Origin of the sequence: Borrelia anserina Es (assembly GCF_001936255.1) — a bacterium.
Taxonomy (GTDB): domain Bacteria; phylum Spirochaetota; class Spirochaetia; order Borreliales; family Borreliaceae; genus Borrelia; species Borrelia anserina.
On sequence record NZ_CP014325.1, the window covers coordinates 31,506 to 56,816 of the forward strand.

The following is a 25,311-nucleotide window of genomic DNA, read 5'->3' on the forward strand; positions in this document are numbered from 1 at the left end:
CTTATCAGAAGAATTTTAGATTTTAATTAAATTAGAAAAGTTAAAAATTATTTAACCAAAAATTAAAATCCTTTTTTTAAAAAAAAGATTTTGCTCAAAATAACAAATATGAAATTAAAAATAATAATTTACACAAAATCATCATCTTCTAAAGGCTCAAATCTCATAGGCTTGATGTAACCATTACCTTTAGTAGAGAAAAAATCATGAGTCTTAGTATTGGTTCTCAGACCATTTAAAACCAAAGGATTAACCTCAATATCTTGGATATCAAAAATAGCATCAAACCCTAAATTCATCAAAGCTTTGTCAGCATTATACCTTACAAAAATATCAACGGCTGCCTCAAGTCCAATAGATGAATATAAGTCTTTAGTATATTTACTCTCTAAATCATAAAGTTTCTCTAAAATAAGCTTGGCTTCCTTTTGCGCAAATGCTTGTTCTTGAAAAGTCATCTTATTAAACTCTTCTTGTGCCAAAAGACCAACAAAAACTCCATGCACAGACTCATCTCGCAATATTAAATTAATAATCTCACCGCTATTAATCATCTTACCCTGACCTGCAAGATAGAGGGGATAAAAAAATCCAGAATAAAACAAAAAAGTCTCAAGGAATACAGAAGTACATAAGGCCTTATATAAACTCATCCTATCGTTTATACTATTATATTTACCTAAGATCAAATCTAACTTATCTTGTAAATTTCTATAAGTTTTTATCCACCCAAATATACGATCTATCCGGTCCATGTTGGAGAGACTTGAGAATATGCTACTATAACTCTTAGCATGCATATGCTCCATAGCACTCATAAACCCAAGAACTGGTTTATAATCTAAATTATCTATTGCTAAAGCTATACGTGGCATACCAACAGAACCTTGTTCTGTATCCAATAACGTAAGTCCACCTAAAACCTTCTCATAAACGTCCTGTTCTTCGTCATCTAAAGTCTTCCAAACCAATTTATCATCAGAGATTGGAATCTCCTCATCTACCCAAAATTGCCTTACGTTTTGATCCCAAAACATCTTGGTATAACCATTGTTTAACCTATTCCAGTTTATGGCATTTCTATTTTTCACTAATAACTCTCCTATATTGCACAAAGAATACATTCATCTACTGAGAGATTTTTATTGCGCGTATAATATAAACTCTTAAGTCCCTTATTTTTAGCATAAATGTAAAGTTTCACAAGTTCCCTAGTAGTAGTTTCATTTGTCACATAAAGCAAAGTACTAATTCCCTGATCAACATGACGCTGAGCCTCACTTACAAGATCAATCAACTTTTTCATGTCCATATAATATGCTGACTTAAAAAGTAGAGCATTCTCCCTACTAAGATATGGCATTGGATAATAAGTTGTAGAATTACCATAAACCCTAGCCTCAACAGGTTCAACAATAGGCATAAGAGATGTCGTTGCATTTTGAATATAAGATATACTCTGAGTTGGTGCCACGGCCAGACGATAAGAATGATAAAGCCCATGCATTTGTACATCACGCTTAAGGTTTTCCCAATCACCCTTGCCAGGAATTTTTAAAACACTAAATATCCTTTCTACTGTTGCTGTCCTGGGAAAAAACTCTTCATTTAGATACATATCAAAGTAATTACCATTATAATACTCACTTTTTTCAAAATCCTTAAAAGCTTGACCCTTATCCTTTGCAATATTCATACTACTCTTTAGGGAATAAAAATTTAATAACATAAAAAAGGTACGAACAAAATCTAAAGCCTCTTCGCTCTCATAAGGAATCTTATTTTTAATTAAAAAGCCATGTAAATTCATAACCCCAAGACCAACGGAATGATAATCATTATTTGCCTTTTTTATACTTGGAGCATTTTTAATCTCAGTCTTATCAACAACATATGTTAATGCCCTCATAGCAACATCAATAGTATATTCCAAATCGCTATTAACCACATTAACAATATTTAATGAACCTAAAATACAACTAATATCATATCCAATCAAATCTCCCTCACCATAATCACCAATGACTGATGGAGTTTGAATTTGAAAAATCTCTGTACAAAGATTAGACATCTTAATCTTTCCAAGACCTTTTAAAGGATTTCTTAAATTACATGCCGTTGAATACATTATATAAGGATATCCAGATTCAAATTGTAATCTAGCAATATAAACTAACATATCTCTAGCTGAGATCTCTTTTTTTAAAATATCAGGATTACTTGCAAGAGCATCATACTCCTTATCAAAATCAATCTCATTCATCAAGCGACCAGTTGCCTTGTAAAGCGAATATGGTGCAAAAGCATAATAATTTTGCCCCATTTTCGCAATATCAAAAAACTTATCCGGGATTATTACCCCTAGCGATAATGTCTGAACACGACTCTTCTCATCAGCATTAATCTTTTTTGTGTCTAGGAAATCTTCTATATCATAATGAAAAATATTTAAATATACAGCCCCAGCACCCTTTCTTTGTCCCATCTGATCTGCATAGCTAAATCCATCTTCTAAAAGCTTCATAACAGGAATAATACCTTTTGCAATATTACAAATTCCCCTTATCTCCTCACCTCTGGCCCTAATATTTGAAAGATTTAAAGCCACTCCTCCACCAATTTTCGAAAGCTGCATAGCAGAAGAAATATTAAAAGTAATACTATTAAGTGAATCTCCAACTTCTAACAAGAAACACGATACTAGTTCACCTCGAACCTTTTTCCCAGCATTTAAAAATGTAGGAGTTGCAGGTTGATATCTTTGCTTTATCATCTCCAAAGCAAGCTTTAAAGCAAAATCAAAATTACCACTAGCAAGAGAAAGACTAACTGCAATTATTCTATCTTCATAAGATTCCAGATAAGTATCTCCATCATTCATCTTAAGTGCATAATCTTTATAAAACTTAGAAGCACTCATATAAGATTTAAACTTAAAATTTTCACCCCTAACAAGTTCATATATCTCTAGTATTTGCTCTTCAGAATAGTTTTCATAAAAATCTTCATATAAATTATTATCAATAAGATAATGCATTCTTTCATTTGGACTTTTAAATTTTAAAGACTTGCTCTTGACCTCCTCTAAAAAAACACTCAAAGCCTCAAGATCTTTCTCTAACCTGTAAAATCCATCTTTTAAAACCATAATTTCATTATTTAACTCTAAGTGCCTCATTTCTAATCCTTCCTACAAAATTCTCAACATCACGAGATGTACCTGAAAGTTCAAATTTTAATATTTCTTCAACATTATATTTACTTTTTATTAAGTTAACGGCATTGCAAAAGGAATCACCCCAATTTCTATTTCCACTCCCAGCAACTCCAACCATAAGTTTAAAATTACGCTCTAAAAATTTTTCTACCTCAGTTGGAATTCTGCCAAACGAAATTGTATATGTAAGCAACACATAAGACTTATCCACTATCTCCTCACCCGTAACTATTCGAAAAGTATCTTTGATTCCCGTCTTAGCAATAAAACGTTCTATATTTCCTGTCTTTGAAGCATAAATCACTAAAATATACCTACCCTCTTATGGTCAATTATAAAATTATAAATTTAAAAATTAAGTTTTTTATAAATTAAGTTTTTCTTTTAACCTGTTTAAATTTTTCTCTGGCAAATCCAATTTGGTCAAATCTAATGCCTTTCGGATCTCACACACCTCTTTATTTGAAAGCATAACTCCTTCCAAAATATGTTCTTTAAAACTAGCAGTTGCTAATGGCACTACCAAACTTACAATATCTAATATAACACTAGCATATTCTCTAATTTCCTTTTGTGCATGCATTGATATCCTAAGTTTAATAAAACGAAACAAATTATTCAGATCAATTTGCCAGTACCACTCAGTATATAAACTTAAAGGCAAAGTTATCCTTGCAAGTTCTCGAGAGACATCTCTCTTAATCATATCGTCATAAATCTTATAAGCAACTTTATAACCATCATCTAACCCACCTAAAAACGATACAGCAACATCATCATCAACATCATCATCCGAGCGACCCTGCTTATTAACCAAACTTTGCTTCTTAATATCTTCCTTACAAGGAATATAAAACTCCTCTCTCATTAAGCTATAGCGCCCCGAGACTTCATTAATCCTTGATGTTCTATGCCTCATCCACTGCCGTGCTACAAATATTGGTGCTTTAACATGAAAGGTCAAAACCACTTGCTCAAGTGGACTTGTATGTTCATTTCTTATTAAATAGTCAATAAGAGCAGCATTATCTCTTTTTGCTTTAGAATCTCTATAAGAAACCCTAGCAGCATTTACTATTCTATTATCACTACCCATATAGTCAACAAGTCTTAAAAATCCTTTATCTAAAACCTTATATTCCTTGTCTAATATTTCTTCCGCTGTCTTCACGTAATCGTGCATATACCCATCCTAATTAATTAAAATTCTTCCCCCCAAAATACTCTTTGAAAATTACGCCCTCAAGTGGCCACACAGATTATAAACAAACCAGATATCAAATACTACACATAAATGCTCTATATATGATTTAAGAATAATATCACAATAATATCACAATTGTTCCCATAATATCAAAATAAAAGTTAACAGATAAATGTTAGCATAAAACTACCGATTATTAAACAAGCATTTTCTGCAGAGTCTGTTCATCTGAGCACTAATAAACCCAATACAACAACATGAATAAGAAATAAATACAAATGAACATTAAAATGAAAAACATATTTTTTAGTGATACACTTCTATGCTTGGGAGGCCCAAAATTGAGAAAAATAATTATTTTGATACCGTTCTTTATAACATGTTGTTCTTTTAGTGATGATAATACAAACATACAATCACAAAATCAACAATCATTAACTTACAGTGACAACTTCAATACATCAAATGAAATGTTATATGACAATAACTCAAAGTATGCAACATTAATAGAAGATCATTCCAACTTTGAACTACTTGAAGGGACCCAAGAAAGATGTATGTGTCTACTCTGCACATGTTGTTATGGGTACACTCACAAAAAATGCCAAATCACTTGGATAAAAATCAAAGCTAAGGAAATCCTTGGAAAGAATGTAAAACCAATAGATTCACTGAAAAACAAGCTCAGATACTCATACTCAGTATCACCTATCAAGTACAATGGAAATTATAGCAAATACGTCATGCCTTTAATATTGTTCGAAAGTTTAGTTGATCATATTGAAGTAACCTCATTTAAATTAACACATCACAAAGATCTAGACTTCAACAACAAAAACGTTTTAGGTGGAATTATGCAAGGTATACCAAAAGTAGAAAAATCATCTGAGAATGGATATAAAAACGTATATCCCTATGGAATACTAAATACAGTAAATCCAACTGGTGGAGAAGAACTAACATCTGCTTTTGCAACTCTTTACAGGAATGGCAAATGGAACTTCATGGAAGCAGAAATAAAAGTCAAAGATACAAACACCAATCAAGAGACAACCCATAAAATACTCCTAAACAGTAAATTATTCTATAAATTTTTAAAAACAGTTATAACAAAATACCCAGAGACAACAAATGCAAACAATAAATTTCTAGTCCCAATTAACTAAAGTGCCAATTAACGGTACTATCAGACAACAATTAAACAAACCTACACTCATTACTTGAAGTTTAAAAAGTAAGTTTAGACATATTCACTTAAAATAAATTTCAAATAACAAATTTTTAATAACTTTTAATAATTTTTAATTATTATTCTAAATATTTAGACTTATTGAATACCATATAAACTAATTTGTTTTATTAAAGAAAATAAATTATATTATATTAACTAGGATAAATAAGTTTTAAATATTTTTTAGCAATTAAAAGGAGACAAGGGATGAAGAAAATAATCTTTATATTACCAATTTTTATAACATGTAATGTATCACAAAATGAGAAATCAAAATATCTCTCTGATAGCAATAAAAATAATAAATATGCCAAAATGACCCTCAAATATAATATTACGGAAGCAAATCCCAACACCACAGATTCATATCAGTACAAACCAGCAGCACTTAAAATATCTGAAGGTACCCTAAATGTATGTTTACAACCACATTTCCACTGGTTTCATATCAGTAATGAGTCATGTAAAATTACTTGGGCAAAAACTAATGTGCAAAAGATTATTGGACCAGATACAAAACCACTAAAAGAACTACAAGGCAAACTCAAATACTCATATGCAATAGCACCGATTAAGAACAACGAAAATTACAGCAAATACGTCATGCCTTTAATATTATTTGAAAGCTTAGTTGATTACATTCAAGTAACCTCATTGAAATTAACTTCTAACAAAGACCTAGATCTGGATTTCCACAAAGGAGATTACCAACATCTTAGAAATAGTATCGTCAAGCAAGTAAAACAAGCAATTCAAGATTTAGGATATAAATCTGTACACATTTACGGAACACTACATGCAAGTAAACCAAATGGTGGAGAGGAATTAATATCTGCTTGTGCAAATCATTACAACAATAACATATGGAGCTTTATGGAAGCCGAAATAACTATTTATGACAAATTAACTAGGCAAACAACTACTCATACAATACTTCTAGACAGTCAGTTATTTAATGAATTTCTAAAAATAATTATAACAAACCATCCAAGAACAACCAATGCAAACGATAAATTCAGAGTACCTATTTATGAATAGGAAATGTAGCATATTGTCATCGATCTTATGGTAATTACTAAAACTAATTGTAAAAGAATCTCCACTTAAGTTTTTGTGAATTATAGGTAGAGATTCTTCGATAACTTTAGTTAATAGATAAAATTTAATACTCATGCAAAGTATCATATATCTGCCTTTTCAATAATGTAAAAAATGCTGAACAATCAGACGATTTAAGGACCCGATATACTTCCTTATAACTACAACACCCAATACAAGACATTTTCAAAATTTTTAAATATTCTTTCTCCTTAGCAGCAAGTTGGACTTCAAAATTATTCTTTTTAGGATACTTATCTGAAAGCCCATAGATAATGTCTAAGATTTCATCTCGTACTCTCAAAGTCGAAACTATATCAGCAATTATCTCTTTAGTTTTAAAAGCATCAAGTACAACCAAAAACTCATAAAACTCATCATCACTGAACGTATATACATCTAGCATATCTGCTGCAATTGTAGGATCTGTTAACGCACTTCTTAAAAATCTGACTGCTATCCTTTCCTTACTTGTTAAGTTAAAATCTGAAATCAAATTTTCTAGTGAAAAATAATCAAAGGTAAGCCCAATGTCCATGTCAATGCTAGCAATATCATCAAAATTATCATCTATTTCAAAATCACTGACATTGTCTTTACCCTCACAATAACAAAAAAGAATCATCAACAAGATAAAAATCTTTGAATTTCTCATATTGCCCATAATTTAACATCTCCTTCTAAATGAAAAAGATATCCCACTAATTAATTAAAACTTAAAATAATAGCTCTATCTATTAATAGAGCTATAAAAATACAAATTTATCAACTCAATAAAATAATTTTTTCAGATTTATAAAACAAAGATAAAATTGAAAGGTACTTAAAATATTAATAAAAATACAAATATTTAAATTCAAGAAACACCTGCAGTATTTCCCGTTGCAAGAGTAGGAGATCCACTGGCATTTACATAAGTTATGCTACCAACACCATGCGTATGACTCTCAAATAATTTACCATTAATATACACATTGCCTTTTAATTGAATGCTATCTGCCTCAATAACTAAAGATTTCACAGAAATCCTGGTATTCTCTCCCTTGAATACTAAATGCTTAAAATCCAAAGAAGTATTCTCACTAGTCACATCAAATTCTTTCGAATTGAAACTAAGCTTATGCACATCAATGCCCGCATACTCAAGACTCACTGCATTTAAGATATAAAAATAGTGTTTATCAAAATAATTATTGTCTCTTTCATTAAAGATATTTATGCTGCTTTGAAGTAGTATTACCTTATCACCTTCCTTAAGATCAAGTTTAAGGCTTGAGATATTGCGACTCATAATATCAAGATCTTCATATTCTTCAATTGTCACAATCCCTTCTTGTATCTTAAAATCAAATTCTTTAATAACTCCAATTCGACAAATAAATACATTATCATGCAAATACATCTTAGCATCCTCAAGTGCCAAATCATTACTCAAACTTCCCAACTTTCTGGAAACTTCATAGTTCTTATCCATAAATTTATCCTACCTATAAAACATTAGATTCATCATAAAGCCTCAATTTTAATGTACAATCACCAACGTTGCTTAAACTGGCACCGGTCTCTTGGACAACAGCCTTAACAGATCTCCCATATCGATCCACAAACTGCACACAATCTCCAACCTTAATCTTGTTTGTAAAAAAAAGTGAAGCATTCCAAAAATTAATGATAGATTTACCTACAAATCTCACTTCTCTTTGTGGAACAAATAAAAGTGCAAAATCCTCTAATCTTTTATAAACTTTCTGCCCAAGAAGCCCATCAAAATTAATAAAAACAAATCTAGTATCAACCTTAAAGCGTAAATCACCAACATCAACAAAAATCAAATGTACATATCTTCCAATAAGTTTTTCCACAAACTCTTTTAAAGTAGAAGCATAAAAACTTTCACTTATGATGCGCTCTCTATCTTGCAAGCTCATGTTAATAACTGCTTGATCTGGAAATGCCAAATTTATTGCCTCATGCAAAGACTTGCCTATGTAATCTTTAACATCAAGTTTTTTATTAAAAAATGTATCGTAAGATAACAAATAAATTTCATACTGGCAAATAAAATCACCATTTTCAAAATCGAAATCAACAGGCGCACCCAAATATCCAGACATAATAAATTCGTAAGCTAAATCATCTTCATAAGTAAATTTTTTATAGTATATTCTAACAATATCTCCACGCCTCAAAGATTCATTAAAATTCAAGGGCATATTAAACAATCGCAATTGTGCCTTTTTACATTGCAAAGCACTTACAAGGAAATTCTCACTACTAATTACAATATGAACAACAGGCGCACCATATCTTGTCTCTATCGTCAGCTTGGGTTGATGATTCCTAATATCACTATCAGTACCATAAAACTCTATTTTAAAGTCATACTGAAATAACAACATAAATTCTTTATCAACTCCAATTAAAGATCAATACTCATCTATACATCTACCTGCATACTAAACCCCAAACAATATTAATTATTATCTTCCTCATAGCCTGATCTCAAATTAACAGAATTATCATCAAGTGGTCTAACAATAGGTCTTACAAAACTTGGCCTTATATCACTACCCGGTCTTTTAGGAGCTGGTCTAGTACTGCTTGGCCTAAGATTTCCTTGCTTAATACTACTTGGCTTTAAACTTTTTGACATATGACTTCTTTGTACTTGATTTGCCTGTTGTTTACTGCCTAATTTACCATCATTTTGTCTAATTACAGGTCTTTGAGATTTATATATCCCTTCATTCTTGCTATTATCCATCTTCATGTCACTTGATCTCTGGATCATTTGTCTTTGGTTTGCTTGTTTTTCATCATCATTTCCCTTCATAGATCTTCGAGCTCCATATCTCCTGTTACTCGAACCTTGTCCCGTCTGTCTTTGGACTACTTGTCTTTGATCATCTGCACTGCCCTTTGCAGTACCTAACTTTATATCAAGCTTTTGTTTAATATAATTCTCAACAAACTCAATCTCTTTAAGCTGCAATTTAATGTATAATTTAGTATAATCCGGATTTTTAATCCAAGTCTTGTTACTAAAACTTAAAACCCTATGTCTATACTTACCAAATTCATTTTCCATAGGAATTTCTATTAACTGTTTAAACCTATTATCGGTCTCTGTAAAAATGTCATCATCAAAATACTGACCATATTCTTTTAAAAATTCATCTTCCACTTGCAGAAAAATTTCATCCCGTATCATATTTACAAGGCACCTGTAATATCCCTCAAGATCTGCTATTTTCTGCAAAACTTGTTTTGCCTTAACATTTTTATTTGGATCATCAACATTTACCAGAATATCATCTACAACTTCATAACTAGAATCATAAGCTTCCTCAACTTCTCGACTAAAATTCCAATTGGTAAAATCAAAAGGCCTTATGAAAGAGGCACTAAGATTATTCAAGAATGAAAAAAATGAAAAGAATAAAATAATATACTTAAATTTAACCATAAATATTCTCCTAAAAAAATTACTATATAGTTAATATTCTAACCTTTATAAGTAGAAAAATTAAAAGTTTTTACTATTTTAATTTGCAAACTAACATCAACCTCATCAATAAACGAAGTACTTTTAATTTTTAAAGAATTAATAATAACAGTTTCATGAAATCCTACCGAAGGACCATAAATGGTGTAATAAATACCTTCCTTAACTTTTTCCCTAAATTGCATCTTTACAAAATTAGAACTAAACTCTAAAACACTATTTGCAAAAGGTGTTAGTTTTAAATTCTCAATCAAAACCTTATCATAAATAGAAGATAAAATACCATTTGTAATGGTAATTATCCCTGGATTTGCAGTAACATTATAACTTATGAATTCACTATGCCTAGTATTAAGATCAACAACAGCTCGCTGACTACTAGTACTACTTAAATTTTCCTCAATAGCTCCTGCCTTTGGAAATACAAAAAATACTTGAGGTAAATATAAAAACCCCTTAAAATCAGGACGTGGAAAGAGAGCAATATAACTAGATGAACTTGAAAGACTTAAAATATGATTTACAACCTCCAAAATAAGTGCTGTTACATCCTTAAACATGTCAAAATCCCTTTATTTTTAAATATACTTAAAACATAATATTTCAAGGAATACGTGAAATTTCACTTCCCATTTTATAATCATGCATATTATTTGGCGAAGAATCACCTTGCATTTGAAAAATTACAGCATCTGTTAACGCATTAATAGCACTCTCCATATTATTAAAGTAAGTACTCAAAGGTTCAATGATACTTTTCTCCAAATCTATACTACGAGCCCAACTTAAAAGTTCTTTCACATCTTCTAAGAACATATGCATATCATTCTTATTAACATCACACATCAATCTCAAACTGTCCAGTTTCAAATCACCTGCATCAGGACTCGACCCAGTCAAGCTTGAATCTAGTCCTAAACCTAAGTTTGGATTTGAATCTAAACCAATTGCCTTTTCAAGACGCTGCTTTAAACTTGCATCAAGACCCATTCCCGCACTCAAAAATTCAGAAAGGTTTTCTTTTAAATGGTCGCTCATAAGATAAGGTAAATTTTCCTTACCTTCCCTAAATAAATCGTAAACAACAGACACAGCATCATCATTACCTTCCAGACAAGTACTGCTTCCTTTTAAAGAACTAGCAAATCTAACTGCATCAAAGAGAGTACTAGAAGTACCTGATGGTTCAGTTTTAGAGAATAATGACTTAAAACCACATGTCTTACGAATAAAATCATTCATGTCAACCTGAGTATCAAATTTACCCGTATCTAAAAGTATGCTCTTGATAATTTTACTCTCAAAATTACTATAAGTAACATCATTAATCCTACCCTCAACATCATCTTCTTTATACTTAAATTTAGAATTATCAGAAACTACACTTAAGTTTAAAAAAGAATCTGGATTAAAATTATTCAAAGACTTAAAAATATACGGTTCTAAAATACTCGCACTTAAATTTAAAAGTGAACTTGAATGAGTATTTAAATATGAATTCATACTTAAATTAGAATCCCTATCATTACCAACAGGAAAGCTTAATGTCTGTGAAGGCGCTAGAGGTAAACATGATATTAAATTTGAAAATGCAAGGTCAATTAAATTACCTTCTAATCCCATACTATCCTTCTCTTCTTGAATGTCTGCAAATTGATTGAAAGACCCTGAAACTGGAATGACTTGCAAATCAACATTAATACTTGGTAACTCAAATAAAAATTTATCTTTCTTAAAATTATCATCTAAAACACTCTCTAATAAATTACTAAATATCTCAGGCTTAACTAAAATAGAAGCTAACTGTTCTTCTAGAAACTTAATACTACTTGTAAACTTTAATTTCAAATATTCGTCTAAATTAGTATTTAATCGTGGCAAAAAAGACAAATTTTGCTCTGAATCTTGTATTTCACCTAAATTCATATATAAAATCCCCTATAAATTTGAAACGAACAAGTTCTCATATACTTCCTTTTTAAGCTTTAAATTAGCAATTTTATTAATTTCTAAAAGCTCAAGGTATTTAAATCGCTTAATCTCATCTAAGGTACAAACCCCCATTAAAACCGGCAAATAATATTTGCAAGCCTCACTTCTTAAAAACTGCAAATAATCAAAATATTCACTTAAAATTACACTACGATTCATGAATTATCCTTAAAATTTAATATTTTACTAAGACTAATCTAGTCTAGATACCAGATCATTGTAATTCCACCTATCATCAATATGTGGATACTTAATAAAAGTTCCACCAGCATCTTGAAAACTCTCGATATACACCAAACTGGGTTCTTTAAGTCCTGCTATTTTTTCTACTAAAGAATACTGAACAGCAAAAAAAATAGTAGGTAGTAAATATTTATACAAAAAGGAATGCTCTCTGTTAGTACTAATAATCTCATAAAACTCATCAAAAAAGGTAGAAGATATCATTAAGGAGCTTATTTTTTTAATAACCGATATATTATTAAGTTCCCGTCTTAAAGTCTCTTGACTTGCATCAAATCCCAAAATAGAATCCCACTCATACATGGGAATATCCCTTAAAATATACTCATAAGTCTTAAGCTTAGCCAAAATCTTTAACTTATATCTCATAACCTAATTCCTTTCAATTTCACAATTGATTGCATGTATTACAAAACTTACAGCCTCATTATTACTTGTATAACTCCGACTTGGAACTTCTGAAAAAAAAGCACTATTAGAAATAATCTTAAGCCCCATCTGGTCATTAAACACTAATGGCTTAAGTTTATCTCTTTTAGGAGTAGCAGAATAAAATTGCTCATTACTAAGCTTAGTCAAAGCCTTATAGTCAAATGAACCCTTAGTAATCTCTAAACTAAATATATGAACAATGGTTCTAGGATCCCTGAAACTTGGAATTGGAATATTCCTATCTTCAGTGCTAGCAGTCGCCATCACATTTGGAGAGGTCGAATACTGTAACTTCCCCCTATCTATTAAGATACCTGCAAAGCTAAAAAACACCAAATCTAATGAATAATAATCTTTCATTAATCAGCCTCCCTTCTTAAATAATCATTAATATCATCACTACCTATGTTTAAAACTACACTCTTAAAACTGTCATTATATTTAATACGAATAGATAAACTTAAACCCAAAACATTATCTGCCTTAAGTCCAAATTTAATATCACCAAAAGATACAATAAGTCCACGTTCTTTAAATTCTTTAAACAAACATTCAAGTCCTGCAGTATAGGCATTAGGTTTCCCATCAGAAAATTTTAACTGGCTAAGTTTACTATTTTGCCTATTATTACCATTCCAAATATGAATAAGTTCACGAGTCGCTTCGTTTTTCAAAAGATAATACGTAAACATTTCATCAATTGACCTACCTGCACAATCTACTCCCTCCTTGAAAGCCAAAACTCCATCACGACCAGTCTCATTTAACAAAGAATAAAAATTAATATTATTTCGTCTCAATTCACTAATTAAAGTCGCATCATAAACTGGTTTTGATCTCAATGTCATTCCATAAGGGTTAGTAGCATGAAAAATATTAGCCTCGTGCAAATATTTAGCTATAAACTTAAGATGCAGATTATCACTACCACTATCATACATCAAAATGACCCCATCCCTCTGGCTTACAGGTAACACATCTAAAAACTCAGGAAGTATCTTAAGCTTAGTTGAAAATACTACAAATTTAGCAATGCCTTTAACCAAATTACAAGCCTCTGCAAAATTCTCTTGCAAAGAATTTACAAAGACCACAAACGGATGTATATTTTTCGTTAAAAATTCAACTACTACCTTTATATCTCGGTAAATAAAAAAATCAAAAGATTTCAGGCCTCCTTCGGCAAAAAAATCACTGCAACTTGCTGATAAAAACTCATACTCTTCAGATGCTACCTTGCGCTTATCTTCATCTGCTTTAAACTTCTGTTTTATTTCAATAGATTCTAAAGTCTTTCTAAAGCTTGAGACATCCAAAACAAAATGTCCTTCTTTAAAAACTTCACTTTTATAAATAAGCAAAGGATTATAGTAACCAATGCTATCTAATTTAACTGTATCTTCAATTAAATTGACACTAATTGTATCTTGCGGCATATTATCTCCTATTTTAAATTTATTCAATTTTAATTCTAACTCTTGGTCTCAATAACCTGTATGTCCGCTCTGTAATGCTGACTTAAACCCAAAACTGCTTTTTGATCATTACAAGAAATATTAACAAAACCTCCATTGATCAAATCGCCCATGGATTTCAGGTAATAATTCAACGACAAGTTATATTTTCCCTCTATAGGCTTTGAAAACTCAAATTTACAAGAATTTTCATGCAAAAACCCCAAAAAATATTCATAAAGCTTATGCAAATTAACATAAGTCTTCAGTTCACCTGACGTCCTTACAAATCCCAAAAAATAAATAGTAAACTTTAATCCAAACTCATTAACATTTTCATAAAAACTCCCACTCCTTAAACTTCTTGGCTCAAGGCAATCGAAACCTGCAGGGTTTATGACTATAATGTAAGAATAATTATCTTCTAAATCATTTAAACACAGAGAATTATAAGAATTTATAATCTCTAACCTTAAAGAAAAATGTTTTAAGTAATTCTTAAAATGAAGAAATATTTTTATTAAAAAAGATTGTGATTCATATAAATTAAGCAACACAAACACTCTCCTTAAGGTAATGCTCTCTTTAACCAGACATTAAAGTTTCCTAAGCATCAAAATGGTATATCCAACTTTTCCATAAAAATACACATCAAAATACTTAACCAAACTTATAATCTCCATCCAATTATCACCTATTAAAACCTGATCTTCCCGGTTAAAATCAAGGGTACTCAAAGTATAGACCTTAGCACGAATTTCTCTTATATAGACATTCGAATTGAAAAGTTCAATATTCTCTTCACTTTTAAGTAAAAAGACTCCTTCAAACTTAGTAGAATTTTTTCTATCGATCTTTTTCTCATAAGAAGCATTGGTTCTATTTTTAATTAAGTCTCTTTTAAATAAAAGCATGGGCTTTGAATACCTTTTAATGCTATCAGTTACAGCCAAACCAATACCAACCATCATATAACCCCTATTAATGCCCTCTTACAATTCTTAATATCTTTTACAAGATTATTGAAAGCAACACAGAAATCCTTACTTAAGGCCTCATTGTGCAATACATAATCTGAATATTCCACTAATATCTCATTTAGTCGCTCAGACTTAACTTTATTAAAATCAAAATGTAAAAGCCTGCCTCTCTTTTTAAGCTCACATCCAAGAAAATAATAGATAAGCAAAAATACCTTACTCATACTTAAATCTTCAAGACCTAAACCCTGACTAAGTAAAACATCCTCAAGTAACTCCACATACACTTTAAATTCTTCAAAACCAAGTTCCTCTGACTTAAGCATCAGGAAATTCAGTACTTTATCATAAATTTTATCCAAATATCCGCTATCCATTAATCAAACCCAATTGATCTTAAATCTAAGTATTGACTTTTCACTTGCAAGAATGCTTCCAATAGAAAAGTCTAGAAAACTAGTCCTAAAATTACTACTTGACATCTGTGTATATGCATTTAAAACAGGAGGATGACCATCTTTTAACAACAAGAGCTTAGAACTTCGTGGATAAATTAACATCTCATCATTTAGTAAGTTCGTAGTCTCAAGCTCAATATCAGCATCATTATTTATTGCCCTTAAAGAGTCGAATAACATATCCTTATATGAATAATTATTATGACGCAATCTCTCAAGCAAGCTTGCTTTAATTCTAGGAGTTGTTAATACTTTAAAAGGAACTCTCCTTTCATCTTCTAAATTAATTTGGCCTACCTCAGCATTAAAAGCTCTTACTAAGTCTGAAGGTTGTGAAACACTTATAGTCTTATCTATTTGACCCGGAAGATTAAGCAGTCCATACATGGTCTCACGGTTAGTCTCATCAACAAGAAGGGTTCTATGATTCTTTTGATCACTTGAAAAGCACAAACCACCTCTCAGATAATGTGAACTTAAAAGTTTATGTATCTCAGACAATGAATACCTAAGCCCTTCTCTCATATTAATATTATTAATCGCCTGGATATCCAATTTCCCATCAGGTGCATAATATGTAAAGGCATACTGAAATGGTAAATAATTAACAAGAACCACTTGTCTTTTAAATTTTATAGTAGACACGGTACTAAAATCATTTACCTTAAGTGTCGGAAGATCTACTATACTTGAATTCCACTTTATAACCTTTTCGCTTGCAAACGATAAATCACTACTCTCTATCTGTTCATTATCAAAAAAATGATAATATTCAGGAATTGGTTTATCAAAGGTCAAAGCATCCCTAACAGTATTGATAAATTCTTCATTATTAAATAGACTTTCATTCAATGTTTAGTTTCTCCTTAAATTTTTAACTAATTTTTTTAATTCAAATTCGAATAAATAATAAATACCCAAATCAAATCTGTGTAACAGGCTTACTGATGAGCATAACCTTTGTACCATAAAATCCAGGCCTATCTCTAAATTCTAAAGCGTCACTTAAAGCCATTGCTTGCATATAAGTAGCATTATCACTAATCTTTGCAAGTACTCCCTCATTATCAAAAACTAACTTATCGCCAGCTTTAACACTAACATCTGAGAGTAAAACACATTCAAAACTACTAGCAATTGATATAACTGTTGCTATCTTTGTCATGTCATCATAATCTATGCAAATTCCATAAAGATCACTACCACCGCCACGTGCTATACAAGGTGACATACTATTATCAACAACTAGTTTAACTCCACGTTTATAGCAAAAATCAACAGCTTGATAATTTTCAAACTTATCTGCTAGAGAATATTGCAATCCTCCTTTATGGGAAAAATAAATATCAAATGATCCAAACTGACTGGACTTATCAAAAACCGCCGGATGCGTGCTATAACTTTTAAGTTTTTCTAAGACTGATGCTTGCTTATTTACCTTAAGAGATGCAAGTTCACTCTCCAGTCTACTCTTCTCTTGAGTCAGTTTAGCTAAGCTTGCCTCCAACTCACTTTTATCTGGCATAAATACTCTCCTTTAAAATTTTTTAAATTTAAATAAATATTAAAATAACTTAAGATTTAACAGCATAAAAGTCCTGCCTAATCTGAATCCACTCATTAAGCATTGCTTGCCTTAAATCTTTATAATCCTTTATTGTATTATTCATATTTCGTAAATTTAATACCTCCCTTGCATTCCCTTTATTAAAAGTCATTAGACTATAGGAATTATTACTATTCTTGGATGAATCAATATTTACACTTGCAAGCCTTAATAGCATATCCTTAATACCAGCATTTAAACTTAAAATATCAAGATTACCTGCAACTGCCAATATCTGTTTCTCATCAACATATTTTTTTATAATCTCACATGTTTGAATATCTAAAACCTCAACTAATGAATGTCCTCCATTTAAAAGCTCCTGAGTACTATAACTTAAACTTAAATTATCATCAGCAAGCCTAGTAATCCAAACAGCCCTAGCTAGTAATGCATCATTATGAGTATCATTAACATTAATATCACCACCACCCTGGCCTACATTACTAATCTCACTAGTATTTAAACTCTGATTAAGACTAATACCTTCTTTAAATTCATCTGAAACATTTATACCGACCGACTCGCTCTTCATCAATCAAACCTCCTAAAATCTAAAATTAAAATGTAAATTACTCTTTAACATCTCTATCTCATCACTACCTAAAGAATTTTCTCTTATAATCTCTAGATATTTAGAATACATATCAAGCAATCTTATGTCCCTTTCTAATTTTTGATCATCACTTAATATAACTAAATCATTAAAACGCATGTTAAGTCTGTAATGCTTATTAAGCTTCAGATTAACTGAAAGTACCGCTGCTTCTTGAACAGTATGCAAAAAATCAACATAGTTAGCTCTGTCACCCTTACCATCACTTCCTAAACCCTTTACCTGTTCATTAAAACTCCTAGTTAGTGGTTCTTTAGTATCAGCCCCTATCTTTGCTTTTACAAGCTCAAACGCATCCTTTAAAAAGGACAGATCATATTTGACAACTTGTATGCTTGCACCCTCATCAGCACTGTAAAATATTCCTTCATTACAAAGACCGCCTCTTAGCCTCTCAAACACACGATCAAGCTCAAATCCAACCGTACCTAAACCTTTACTTAGGTTGTCACTATTTTTAAAAAAAGTAGAAAATAATCCCTTACCCTTAGTACTAAAATGACTGATCTGACTCCTAGCATCCTGCAAAGTCTCTAAAAGCTCAACTAATTGCTCATCTTTATAAAACAAAAAATTATATTGACCAATACGCTTCTCAATCTCAGAATATATCTGCTCCAAAAGACAAATGCTTAAAAGCAAGCTTTGAGTATAAGCTGGAGTATGCTCCCCTAGTATATAATCAAAATTTTCATGAATTATAACTCGACTCTTGTGCAAGACAATAGACGTACCATCATCCTGCAAATACTCTAAATAATCATTACTGTGATCATCTCTTATACGCTTATAATCCAAATACTTAAATCCAAATGGTAATTCATCATTAACACTCCTGCTTAAATCTTCATCTAAAACTTTAGGCTTAATTAAAATATATCCTGCTCCATGAAACCTATAGCTTATCATAGCCTCAAGAAGTGCTTCTGAGAGTTCCAAGCTTAAGGTTTGCAAATTATTGAAATCAAGCGTAGAAGAATCCAAAACTTCTAACCTAATTCCAGGCCTTAATGCATCCTCTGCCGAGTTCTCTATATAATTCCTAAAAAATAATGAATATCTGTAAAGCTTTAACGGATCAATTGCATACTTATTAAATAATACACGTTCAAAATTATTCATACCTTTTTTAAATATCACACATTAATTATATCAATAATATTTAACTATGTAAACTATATATAAGTTAATAATTAATATTACATTATTGTTTTTTCTATTAAATTCTCTATAACTTGATACTAGTTGACTCACAAATTAGATTTTAATACAATCTTAAATCACTCTTTAAACAAATTAGCCTATCTAAACTTACCTCAAGGTCTCTCTTTTTTTTTTAAAAGTGCTTCATCTAATATCATTACCACAAAGAGAATAATTCTTATAAAAACAGTCAAAATAATAAAATTAATTTTCATTAAAAAAGTTAAAATAACACTAACAGATTTCACAAATGCAATACAAACAATACAAATTACTTGAACAAAAGAAATTAAAATACTCTTAATAGTCTCCACAATTATTAACTCCTAAAATTATTATTAAAATTACAATTTGTTAAGAGTGAAAAATAAATATATTATACCCTTACAAAATTAAATATATGTCAATATCACAGACACCAAAGTTACAAAAATTAAAACTAAAAAAATTTAAAAAAGTAAAATCATTAAAAATGATTTTACTTACAGAAATATAGATACTTTCTTAAATAATAAAGTAACACACATTATACACTAATAAATAAAACTCATTTCTCTTAAAAACACAATTAAAATCCATGGTTTTTTATAAAATTATCTGTCTCTAAAACAAACTCCTTATCATAATGAGAAGTCAGAGTAACTTTAATCCTATCTAGATTTTTAAGTTTATCAACAAATCTCCTCCTAAGAGCAATAGTAAAAGTATTGTGAACTGGAACTGGAAAGAGAATTTTTAAAAATTTCTCATTAAACCTAGGATCTCCCATTTGAAAATCCTTAATCGTTGCAAGTTGTGCACTAGGCTCATAAAGCTCAAATACTGACACTTCTGCTTCTGCACCATCAAACACTATGCTTTTAATATTCACTGCTCTACACTCACCAGCTATTGTAAATTTTAAAAAATAAGCTGGATAACCTTCTAAAATTGCTTTTGTGTAATCCCCTTTGTATGGGTCTGATTTTATCTGTTCCTTAGCAACCTTAGTCATACTTTGTTCCCAAAAAGAAATACGACTTATGCTACCAGATTTAAATTCTTTAGAATATCGTTTATAGCAAAAAAAATTATTCTCACAATACGATTCCACATTTGCCGAGATCAAGAATATAATCAATACATAAAATAAAAACATATGACACATTATCGTAATCAATCGAGTAAATACCATGTATCTCTCCTAATCACACGAATATATTAAGTTAATAATTCTAAAATATTAACCAAACTACTCAAATTTGCTGAACTAACTTTAAAAGAATATCGCTTTTCAAAATTAGTTCCCGACTCAATGCACACAACAAAAAACTTCAAATATCCACCCCTAGCTTCCTTAATCAATTCTCTCCACTCTGACTTGCAACGCTTAAAATCAAGATCAACACTATAAATCCATTTTCTATTCTTATTAAACATACTAAATGGCATATCCTTAACATATGAAGTTCCAATACAAATTGCATTATCGTTTAATCTAATCATCTTTATTTTAAGAGCTTGATCACTATTAAGCTCAACATTTGCACTTACATAACCACTATAATCACTATAACTAATTGAAAAGAAATCACCGTTATTAGTTAAATTCAATGAAACGCTCCCTGAGCCATTCCTATCGCCTGCATAATGTACTTTAAGCTCTTGTGTCTCTTTAGCAAATACATCACAAAATACAAGCAAATTAATTGTCAAAAATAATGCTTTTAAAAAAAGTTTTCCTGCCACCATAAATCGAAGAATCTTCATTAACAAAACATTAATCCTTAATAGTTAACCATACGCTAAAGTTTATACTTAAAACAGATATTAATCAATAATTTTAAAAAAAACCTCACAAAACAATATAATCTATATTTTGAATATGTACATTACCCTTAAAAAATATATTCTAATGCTTAAAACAATAAACTCAAAGAAAACTCACTCACAATCCAGAAACAACAGCAACGATTATCCCCTAAATCACATCAGATGTAACTCTCTTGTCAACATTCCCTGATCTTAAAAGATTTTTAAATACCAAATATTAACTCTTCAGCAACAAAAATTGAATAAATAAAAATATATCCTAAAGTTTTCACAAACCCTAGGATACATATCAATTTTAATTAACTTATCAAAGTTTAAGTTCAAGATTAGATCTTATAATGTAAAAAATTTACACTCACCTCACCTTGTTCTTCAACTTTTCTTTTAAAGCTCTAAATAATTTAACGTTAGCTTGACTACTACTATCAGTAATCTCAGGCCCACTACTTCTTAATATCTCTTTCACTAAGCTGTACATGGAAACTGAATAGTGTCCCAAATCTGATAAATCATAGGAATTCGAACCTTTGTCGTGCCCAGCCATTTGACCAAGAAGACCGATAATTTCTTTCAGCCTCCTTTTGTTATTCACGCTTAACCATTTAGCAAATTTCAAAGCTCTTTCATCAAAATCAACTTCTTGCGACTTCTGCACACTAACAGTTTTCTGAGCGGGTTTTTGAGCGGCAACAGACTGCTTAGGACGGCTTTTTAACGATTTTCCACGTTTTCTTTTCCTAGCAGCACCCGGGCGTAAAGCTACACCATTTTTAGTAATCTCATTTTCTTGATGAACAGATGATGGAACAGCAGCTTTGACATCTGAAACACTAGTATCAACGCCACTTGATTCTTGAGCAGCATCAGTACTACTATCTGTTGTAACTTCGTCTGAAACTGAAACAACACTATCAGAACTATCCGTATTTGATACTACAGTACTTGATTCTACTGTATTTGTTGTCATTTGTTGTGGAGTATTAGATAAAGCAACACTAGATGTATCATCACCACTTGAATCTTTACCTAAAAAACTACTTCCTAAGTCCTGAAGAAGAGTAATAGCAAACGATCCTGCTTCTTGAAATACATCCATAGCAACTTCAATTCCTTTCATAGAAATAGGAGCAATATGTTCTACACCTTGAAGCATAACTTTAAAAAAATACTCTAAAACATGAATGCCAGCTTTAATTCCGTCAATAGTCACTTCATCAGAATCAATATCTTTAATCACAATATTCAAAGCCTCAGAAATTGCTAATCCTAAACTAACAACTTCCGAGTTCTGACTATCAGCATCAGAAACTATTTTTTGATCTATTGGATTACTGAAAACACCCATAAATCCTTCACCAGGTGCATTATTACAACTAAGTGACAACGCACTTAAAAACACAAAGATATTAAACCTTCTCATAAAATTTTTATATATTAACCTCCTCAATGAATTTAAATATTAACGTTCTTTAAGTATGCAATCATAAATGACAAATTATATAACAATAAAATCATATTTAAAGGAAAAATTTCAAATTTGCATAATAATTTATAAAAGATAAAGCTACCTGTATGTACACCACATTAAATACAATATATAAACAGACTTTGGACATTAACTAAATTAATGATTGAATTTTAAAATCTTAGTTTCGATTTAAAATATTAAAATGACTCTTAGACAAGAAGTTCTCAGTTTCAACACTATACTCCACATCATCATTAGAAACTAAAGTAATTTTAAATTTCACCTGCTCACGTAAAGCCCTAAACAGTGTTTCATTAAGTTTAAGAGTCACCTTATTAACCACCCTAACTGAATACTCACCTAAATATTGCTCATTGAAATCATTACTGCCATCAATTTGAAAATATGGTATATCTAGTGAATTAAATTCTGAATTAGTTATTTTTTGATTATAAAAACTAGCATCAACCCCATCAAAAATCACATCTTTAAAACTCATTAAACGTCCATTATCAACTAGTTCAAGACATAAAATAAAAGACGGATAGGAATCAAAGAATTCTCTCTTCTCCTTATCCTGCAAAGCCTCAAATTTTTTAGAGTGTTTATTAACATACAACGCTTTAAAAAAAATATGCTTTATATTACCTGAACTAAAATCTTCTGCATAAGTACGCTTGCCTATCACACTATCATATTCATTTAAACCATAGCGCGTCTTTACCCCAAATAAGCTATTAAAAATATCCCCTCTTAAGAACAGGATAAAAAAGAAAATGAAAAATATAAAAAAACACGTAAGTACAAAAACATATATTTTAAATATAAGTGACTTAATCTTACCCATCTATTCCTCCACCAAATACATTTTAATAATTACTAAAAAATACCAATTAACAACCTCAATAAGCTCTAAACTTATCAACAATATCAAAAAATTTCTGAGCACTATCAATACTAAAGCTAAAAGAAATATTTCTCTTAACACCACTATCACGCTCAACACACTCAACATCAAATCTTAAACCTTCATTTCTCGCAACTTCTAATAATCCTAAATGTTCACCTAATTCGGTATTTAGATGAATCAAAAAGCCTGTCTTATCAATTGAATCATCAAAAGGCAAAAAATATTGCTTATAATTCAATTCTAACTGTTTTCCATCATAAGATGACCTCAAATATTTATGCTCAACTGGAATACCATTAAAAGCAACCTTTAAAAGATTAAGGGGTTTACCAGTCAAAATATCAAAATCAAAAATAATATGCCTACCATTATCCTTCTCATGCCTATAAGGATAACTTACATGAACTAAACCTGATTTATTATTTAAAACCATCTTTACACAAACTGTACCGTCATTAACATTATGTAAAATCTCAATCTCTTCTGAAGCTAAAACTGAATCTGAACAACTAAAAATTACAAATGTCAACATCAAAATAAAATTCAAAAACATAATTCCTAACCTTGTAATGTAAGATACTATTAATAATTTCAAAATAACCACATCTAAAAGAAATAATCAAATAATACCTCCTAAATACAAATAACAAAATAAAAATTTTACAGCAATTATAAACCTAAGATGATAAAATTCCAAACTTATGAGATAATAAAAACTTAACAAAAAGAAAAACTAATACCTTAGGAAATAAACAATATGAAGTAACTTATAAATAACTTCAAGGAGAAATATTTATGAACATAAAAATATTATTATTAATACCCATCTTAATTTTATATATACAATGCAATGATGCAGCATCTCAAAAGTTGATTGACAATTACAAAGAATCCAACCCAAATCAAGTTCAAAAGAAGAACTACTTAACACCACAAAACAAGAACGGTACAAAATATAACACTTATTCTGATTTCTTAATACAAGAGAAAAAAGAACCATATGAAACAATAGAAGGCATAAAAACAATAAAGATTTCTCTTTTCTCAACGATTCCTGTTTACTCAATAAATGCAAAATGGATTAAGAACAAAGCAATAACTATTATGGGACTAGAGGGCAACCCCATAAGTGAATTTAAAGATAAACTCAGATATTCCTACTCAATATCCCCTATTACAGAAAATGGAAATGCTAGCAACAATATCATGCCTATCGTACTATTTGAGACAACTAAGAATGGTGGTAAAGATCTGGAAGTTACAAGCTTTTCTTTAATAGACAATCCTGAACTGGATTTCAATTCAAGACATGTCTCCATACTTTACAAGCCATTACAGACAGAACCTTCAGAAGAACCTGGATATCTTAATGCAAATCCATTTTGGATAGCAGGTGAAAATGCTAAAACAATACCAGCCCTTACACGAGATAAATACATAAAAGCTAAAATAGAGGTTAAGAATAAGAAAAACAATACTATCAATCAACATACAATATTGCTCAACACTACTTATCTGACTAAGTTAATCAAAGAAGTACTTAGCAAATATCCAGAAATCAGGGCAACTAGTCCTGATTTTAGACTTTAACATAATTTAATAATAAAATAAATAGAATTTAACATATCAAAAGATAAAAAAACTAAGATTCTACACCACAGCTTCATAGACTACAGTGTAGGATCTTATGTCATAACAACGCTAACTTAGCAATTAGCAAAGCTGCCATTTCAATACTTTGTAATATAATTAACTTACTTAAACATAACTCTTAATAAATACTGTAAAAATGATGACAAAGCTATTTCTCCACTATTAATCCACATTTTCAGATTTAAATGAAAAAACTACAAATAACAAACAAAAGCAGTTTAAGAGCTAA

Annotated in this window: 30 protein-coding genes; 3 read left to right on the forward strand and 27 right to left on the reverse strand. The window is 30.3% G+C overall.

Annotation, left to right across the window (positions count from 1 at the left end):
* Window positions 1-128: 128 nt before the first annotated feature.
* From nrdF to thyX, 4 genes are read right to left on the reverse strand one after another with little or no spacing between them, the layout of a single operon-like run.
* The gene (gene nrdF, locus N187_RS04370) at window positions 129-1,124 is read right to left on the reverse strand and encodes a class 1b ribonucleoside-diphosphate reductase subunit beta (RefSeq protein WP_051483131.1); all 996 of its coding nucleotides are present in this window, start codon (window positions 1,122-1,124) and stop codon (window positions 129-131) included.
* Complete coding sequence (nrdE, locus tag N187_RS04375) at window positions 1,103-3,178, reverse strand: class 1b ribonucleoside-diphosphate reductase subunit alpha (RefSeq protein ID WP_025420044.1); 2,076 nt, start codon at window positions 3,176-3,178, stop codon at window positions 1,103-1,105. The genes nrdF and nrdE overlap by 22 nt, the downstream gene beginning before the upstream one ends.
* On the reverse strand, window positions 3,156-3,521 hold the full coding sequence (nrdI, locus tag N187_RS04380) for a class Ib ribonucleoside-diphosphate reductase assembly flavoprotein NrdI (protein WP_418214816.1): 366 nt from the start codon (window positions 3,519-3,521) through the stop codon (window positions 3,156-3,158). Before nrdI ends, nrdE begins: the two co-directional genes overlap by 23 nt.
* Before the next feature lie 60 nt (window positions 3,522-3,581).
* Window positions 3,582-4,400, reverse strand: coding sequence for an FAD-dependent thymidylate synthase (gene thyX / locus N187_RS04385; RefSeq protein WP_025420042.1), 819 nt, complete (start codon window positions 4,398-4,400; stop codon window positions 3,582-3,584).
* Between the two features lie 362 nt (window positions 4,401-4,762).
* Here thyX and N187_RS04390 point away from each other — a divergent pair, with 362 nt between their 5' ends.
* Entirely contained in the window at window positions 4,763-5,587 is an 825-nt protein-coding gene (locus tag N187_RS04390) for a S2/P23 family protein (protein ID WP_025420041.1), read from the forward strand.
* A 272-nt stretch (window positions 5,588-5,859) separates the two neighbouring features.
* Complete coding sequence (locus N187_RS04395; protein WP_025420040.1) at window positions 5,860-6,690, forward strand: S2/P23 family protein; 831 nt, start codon at window positions 5,860-5,862, stop codon at window positions 6,688-6,690.
* Window positions 6,691-6,814: 124 nt separating this feature from the next.
* On the opposite strand, the gene N187_RS04400 is transcribed toward N187_RS04395, so the two are convergent.
* The 23 genes from N187_RS04400 to N187_RS04510 form a co-directional block, all read right to left on the reverse strand.
* A complete protein-coding gene (locus N187_RS04400; RefSeq protein WP_233275081.1) occupies window positions 6,815-7,414 on the reverse strand; it encodes a BTA121 domain-containing protein surface lipoprotein in 600 nt (199 codons plus the stop codon).
* A 192-nt stretch (window positions 7,415-7,606) separates the two neighbouring features.
* Window positions 7,607-8,224, reverse strand: a complete 618-nt coding sequence (locus tag N187_RS04405; RefSeq protein WP_025420039.1) for a DUF777 family protein — start codon at window positions 8,222-8,224, stop codon at window positions 7,607-7,609.
* Between the two features lie 13 nt (window positions 8,225-8,237).
* Entirely contained in the window at window positions 8,238-9,149 is a 912-nt protein-coding gene (locus tag N187_RS04410; RefSeq protein WP_025420038.1) for a DUF693 family protein, read from the reverse strand.
* A gap of 74 nt (window positions 9,150-9,223) precedes the next feature.
* Window positions 9,224-10,216, reverse strand: coding sequence for a hypothetical protein (locus N187_RS04415; RefSeq protein ID WP_233275080.1), 993 nt, complete (start codon window positions 10,214-10,216; stop codon window positions 9,224-9,226).
* Window positions 10,217-10,254: 38 nt separating this feature from the next.
* Window positions 10,255-10,815, reverse strand: a complete 561-nt coding sequence (locus tag N187_RS04420) for a DUF792 family protein (protein ID WP_025420036.1) — start codon at window positions 10,813-10,815, stop codon at window positions 10,255-10,257.
* A 43-nt stretch (window positions 10,816-10,858) separates the two neighbouring features.
* Complete coding sequence (locus N187_RS04425; RefSeq protein ID WP_025420035.1) at window positions 10,859-12,181, reverse strand: hypothetical protein; 1,323 nt, start codon at window positions 12,179-12,181, stop codon at window positions 10,859-10,861.
* A 12-nt stretch (window positions 12,182-12,193) separates the two neighbouring features.
* The gene (locus N187_RS04430) at window positions 12,194-12,406 is read right to left on the reverse strand and encodes a DUF1322 family protein (protein ID WP_025420034.1); all 213 of its coding nucleotides are present in this window, start codon (window positions 12,404-12,406) and stop codon (window positions 12,194-12,196) included.
* A 33-nt stretch (window positions 12,407-12,439) separates the two neighbouring features.
* Window positions 12,440-12,859, reverse strand: coding sequence for a DUF1473 family protein (locus N187_RS04435; RefSeq protein ID WP_025420033.1), 420 nt, complete (start codon window positions 12,857-12,859; stop codon window positions 12,440-12,442).
* 3 nt (window positions 12,860-12,862) lie between these two features.
* Window positions 12,863-13,282: a DUF1463 family protein gene (locus N187_RS04440; RefSeq protein ID WP_025420032.1), complete on the reverse strand. Its 420-nt coding sequence runs from the start codon at window positions 13,280-13,282 to the stop codon at window positions 12,863-12,865.
* Window positions 13,282-14,358, reverse strand: coding sequence for a DUF787 family protein (locus tag N187_RS04445; protein WP_025420031.1), 1,077 nt, complete (start codon window positions 14,356-14,358; stop codon window positions 13,282-13,284). Before N187_RS04445 ends, N187_RS04440 begins: the two co-directional genes overlap by 1 nt.
* Window positions 14,359-14,393: 35 nt before the next feature.
* A complete protein-coding gene (locus N187_RS04450; protein ID WP_025420030.1) occupies window positions 14,394-14,933 on the reverse strand; it encodes a DUF764 family protein in 540 nt (179 codons plus the stop codon).
* Window positions 14,934-14,972: 39 nt separating this feature from the next.
* Window positions 14,973-15,344 (reverse strand): DUF1506 family protein, encoded by a 372-nt coding sequence (locus N187_RS04455; protein WP_236844020.1) that lies wholly within the window; start codon window positions 15,342-15,344, stop codon window positions 14,973-14,975.
* Complete coding sequence (locus N187_RS04460; protein WP_025420028.1) at window positions 15,344-15,733, reverse strand: DUF3890 domain-containing protein; 390 nt, start codon at window positions 15,731-15,733, stop codon at window positions 15,344-15,346. Before N187_RS04460 ends, N187_RS04455 begins: the two co-directional genes overlap by 1 nt.
* A 3-nt stretch (window positions 15,734-15,736) precedes the next feature.
* Window positions 15,737-16,666, reverse strand: coding sequence for a hypothetical protein (locus N187_RS04465; RefSeq protein WP_025420027.1), 930 nt, complete (start codon window positions 16,664-16,666; stop codon window positions 15,737-15,739).
* Window positions 16,667-16,736: 70 nt separating this feature from the next.
* Window positions 16,737-17,339 carry a DUF228 domain-containing protein gene (locus tag N187_RS04470; protein WP_025420026.1) on the reverse strand — a complete coding sequence of 201 codons (603 nt, stop codon included), beginning with the start codon at window positions 17,337-17,339 and terminating at the stop codon, window positions 16,737-16,739.
* A gap of 49 nt (window positions 17,340-17,388) precedes the next feature.
* Window positions 17,389-17,955, reverse strand: a complete 567-nt coding sequence (locus N187_RS04475) for a DUF1357 family protein (RefSeq protein ID WP_025420025.1) — start codon at window positions 17,953-17,955, stop codon at window positions 17,389-17,391.
* A gap of 12 nt (window positions 17,956-17,967) precedes the next feature.
* Entirely contained in the window at window positions 17,968-19,158 is a 1,191-nt protein-coding gene (locus N187_RS04480; RefSeq protein ID WP_025420024.1) for an anti-CBASS protein Acb1 family protein, read from the reverse strand.
* Between the two features lie 194 nt (window positions 19,159-19,352).
* Entirely contained in the window at window positions 19,353-19,553 is a 201-nt protein-coding gene (locus N187_RS04485) for a hypothetical protein (RefSeq protein WP_025420023.1), read from the reverse strand.
* Window positions 19,554-19,807: 254 nt separating this feature from the next.
* A complete protein-coding gene (locus N187_RS04490) occupies window positions 19,808-20,413 on the reverse strand; it encodes a hypothetical protein (protein WP_156922717.1) in 606 nt (201 codons plus the stop codon).
* Between the two features lie 26 nt (window positions 20,414-20,439).
* A complete protein-coding gene (locus N187_RS04495) occupies window positions 20,440-20,970 on the reverse strand; it encodes a hypothetical protein (protein ID WP_041178738.1) in 531 nt (176 codons plus the stop codon).
* A 436-nt stretch (window positions 20,971-21,406) separates the two neighbouring features.
* Window positions 21,407-22,471 (reverse strand): hypothetical protein, encoded by a 1,065-nt coding sequence (locus tag N187_RS04500; RefSeq protein WP_025420020.1) that lies wholly within the window; start codon window positions 22,469-22,471, stop codon window positions 21,407-21,409.
* A 226-nt stretch (window positions 22,472-22,697) separates the two neighbouring features.
* Complete coding sequence (locus tag N187_RS04505) at window positions 22,698-23,366, reverse strand: hypothetical protein (RefSeq protein WP_025420019.1); 669 nt, start codon at window positions 23,364-23,366, stop codon at window positions 22,698-22,700.
* A gap of 55 nt (window positions 23,367-23,421) precedes the next feature.
* Window positions 23,422-23,982: a hypothetical protein gene (locus tag N187_RS04510; RefSeq protein ID WP_025420018.1), complete on the reverse strand. Its 561-nt coding sequence runs from the start codon at window positions 23,980-23,982 to the stop codon at window positions 23,422-23,424.
* Between the two features lie 242 nt (window positions 23,983-24,224).
* Between N187_RS04510 and N187_RS04515 the strand changes: the two genes are divergently transcribed.
* Window positions 24,225-25,019: a S2/P23 family protein gene (locus N187_RS04515; protein ID WP_025420017.1), complete on the forward strand. Its 795-nt coding sequence runs from the start codon at window positions 24,225-24,227 to the stop codon at window positions 25,017-25,019.
* Window positions 25,020-25,311: the final 292 nt, after the last annotated feature.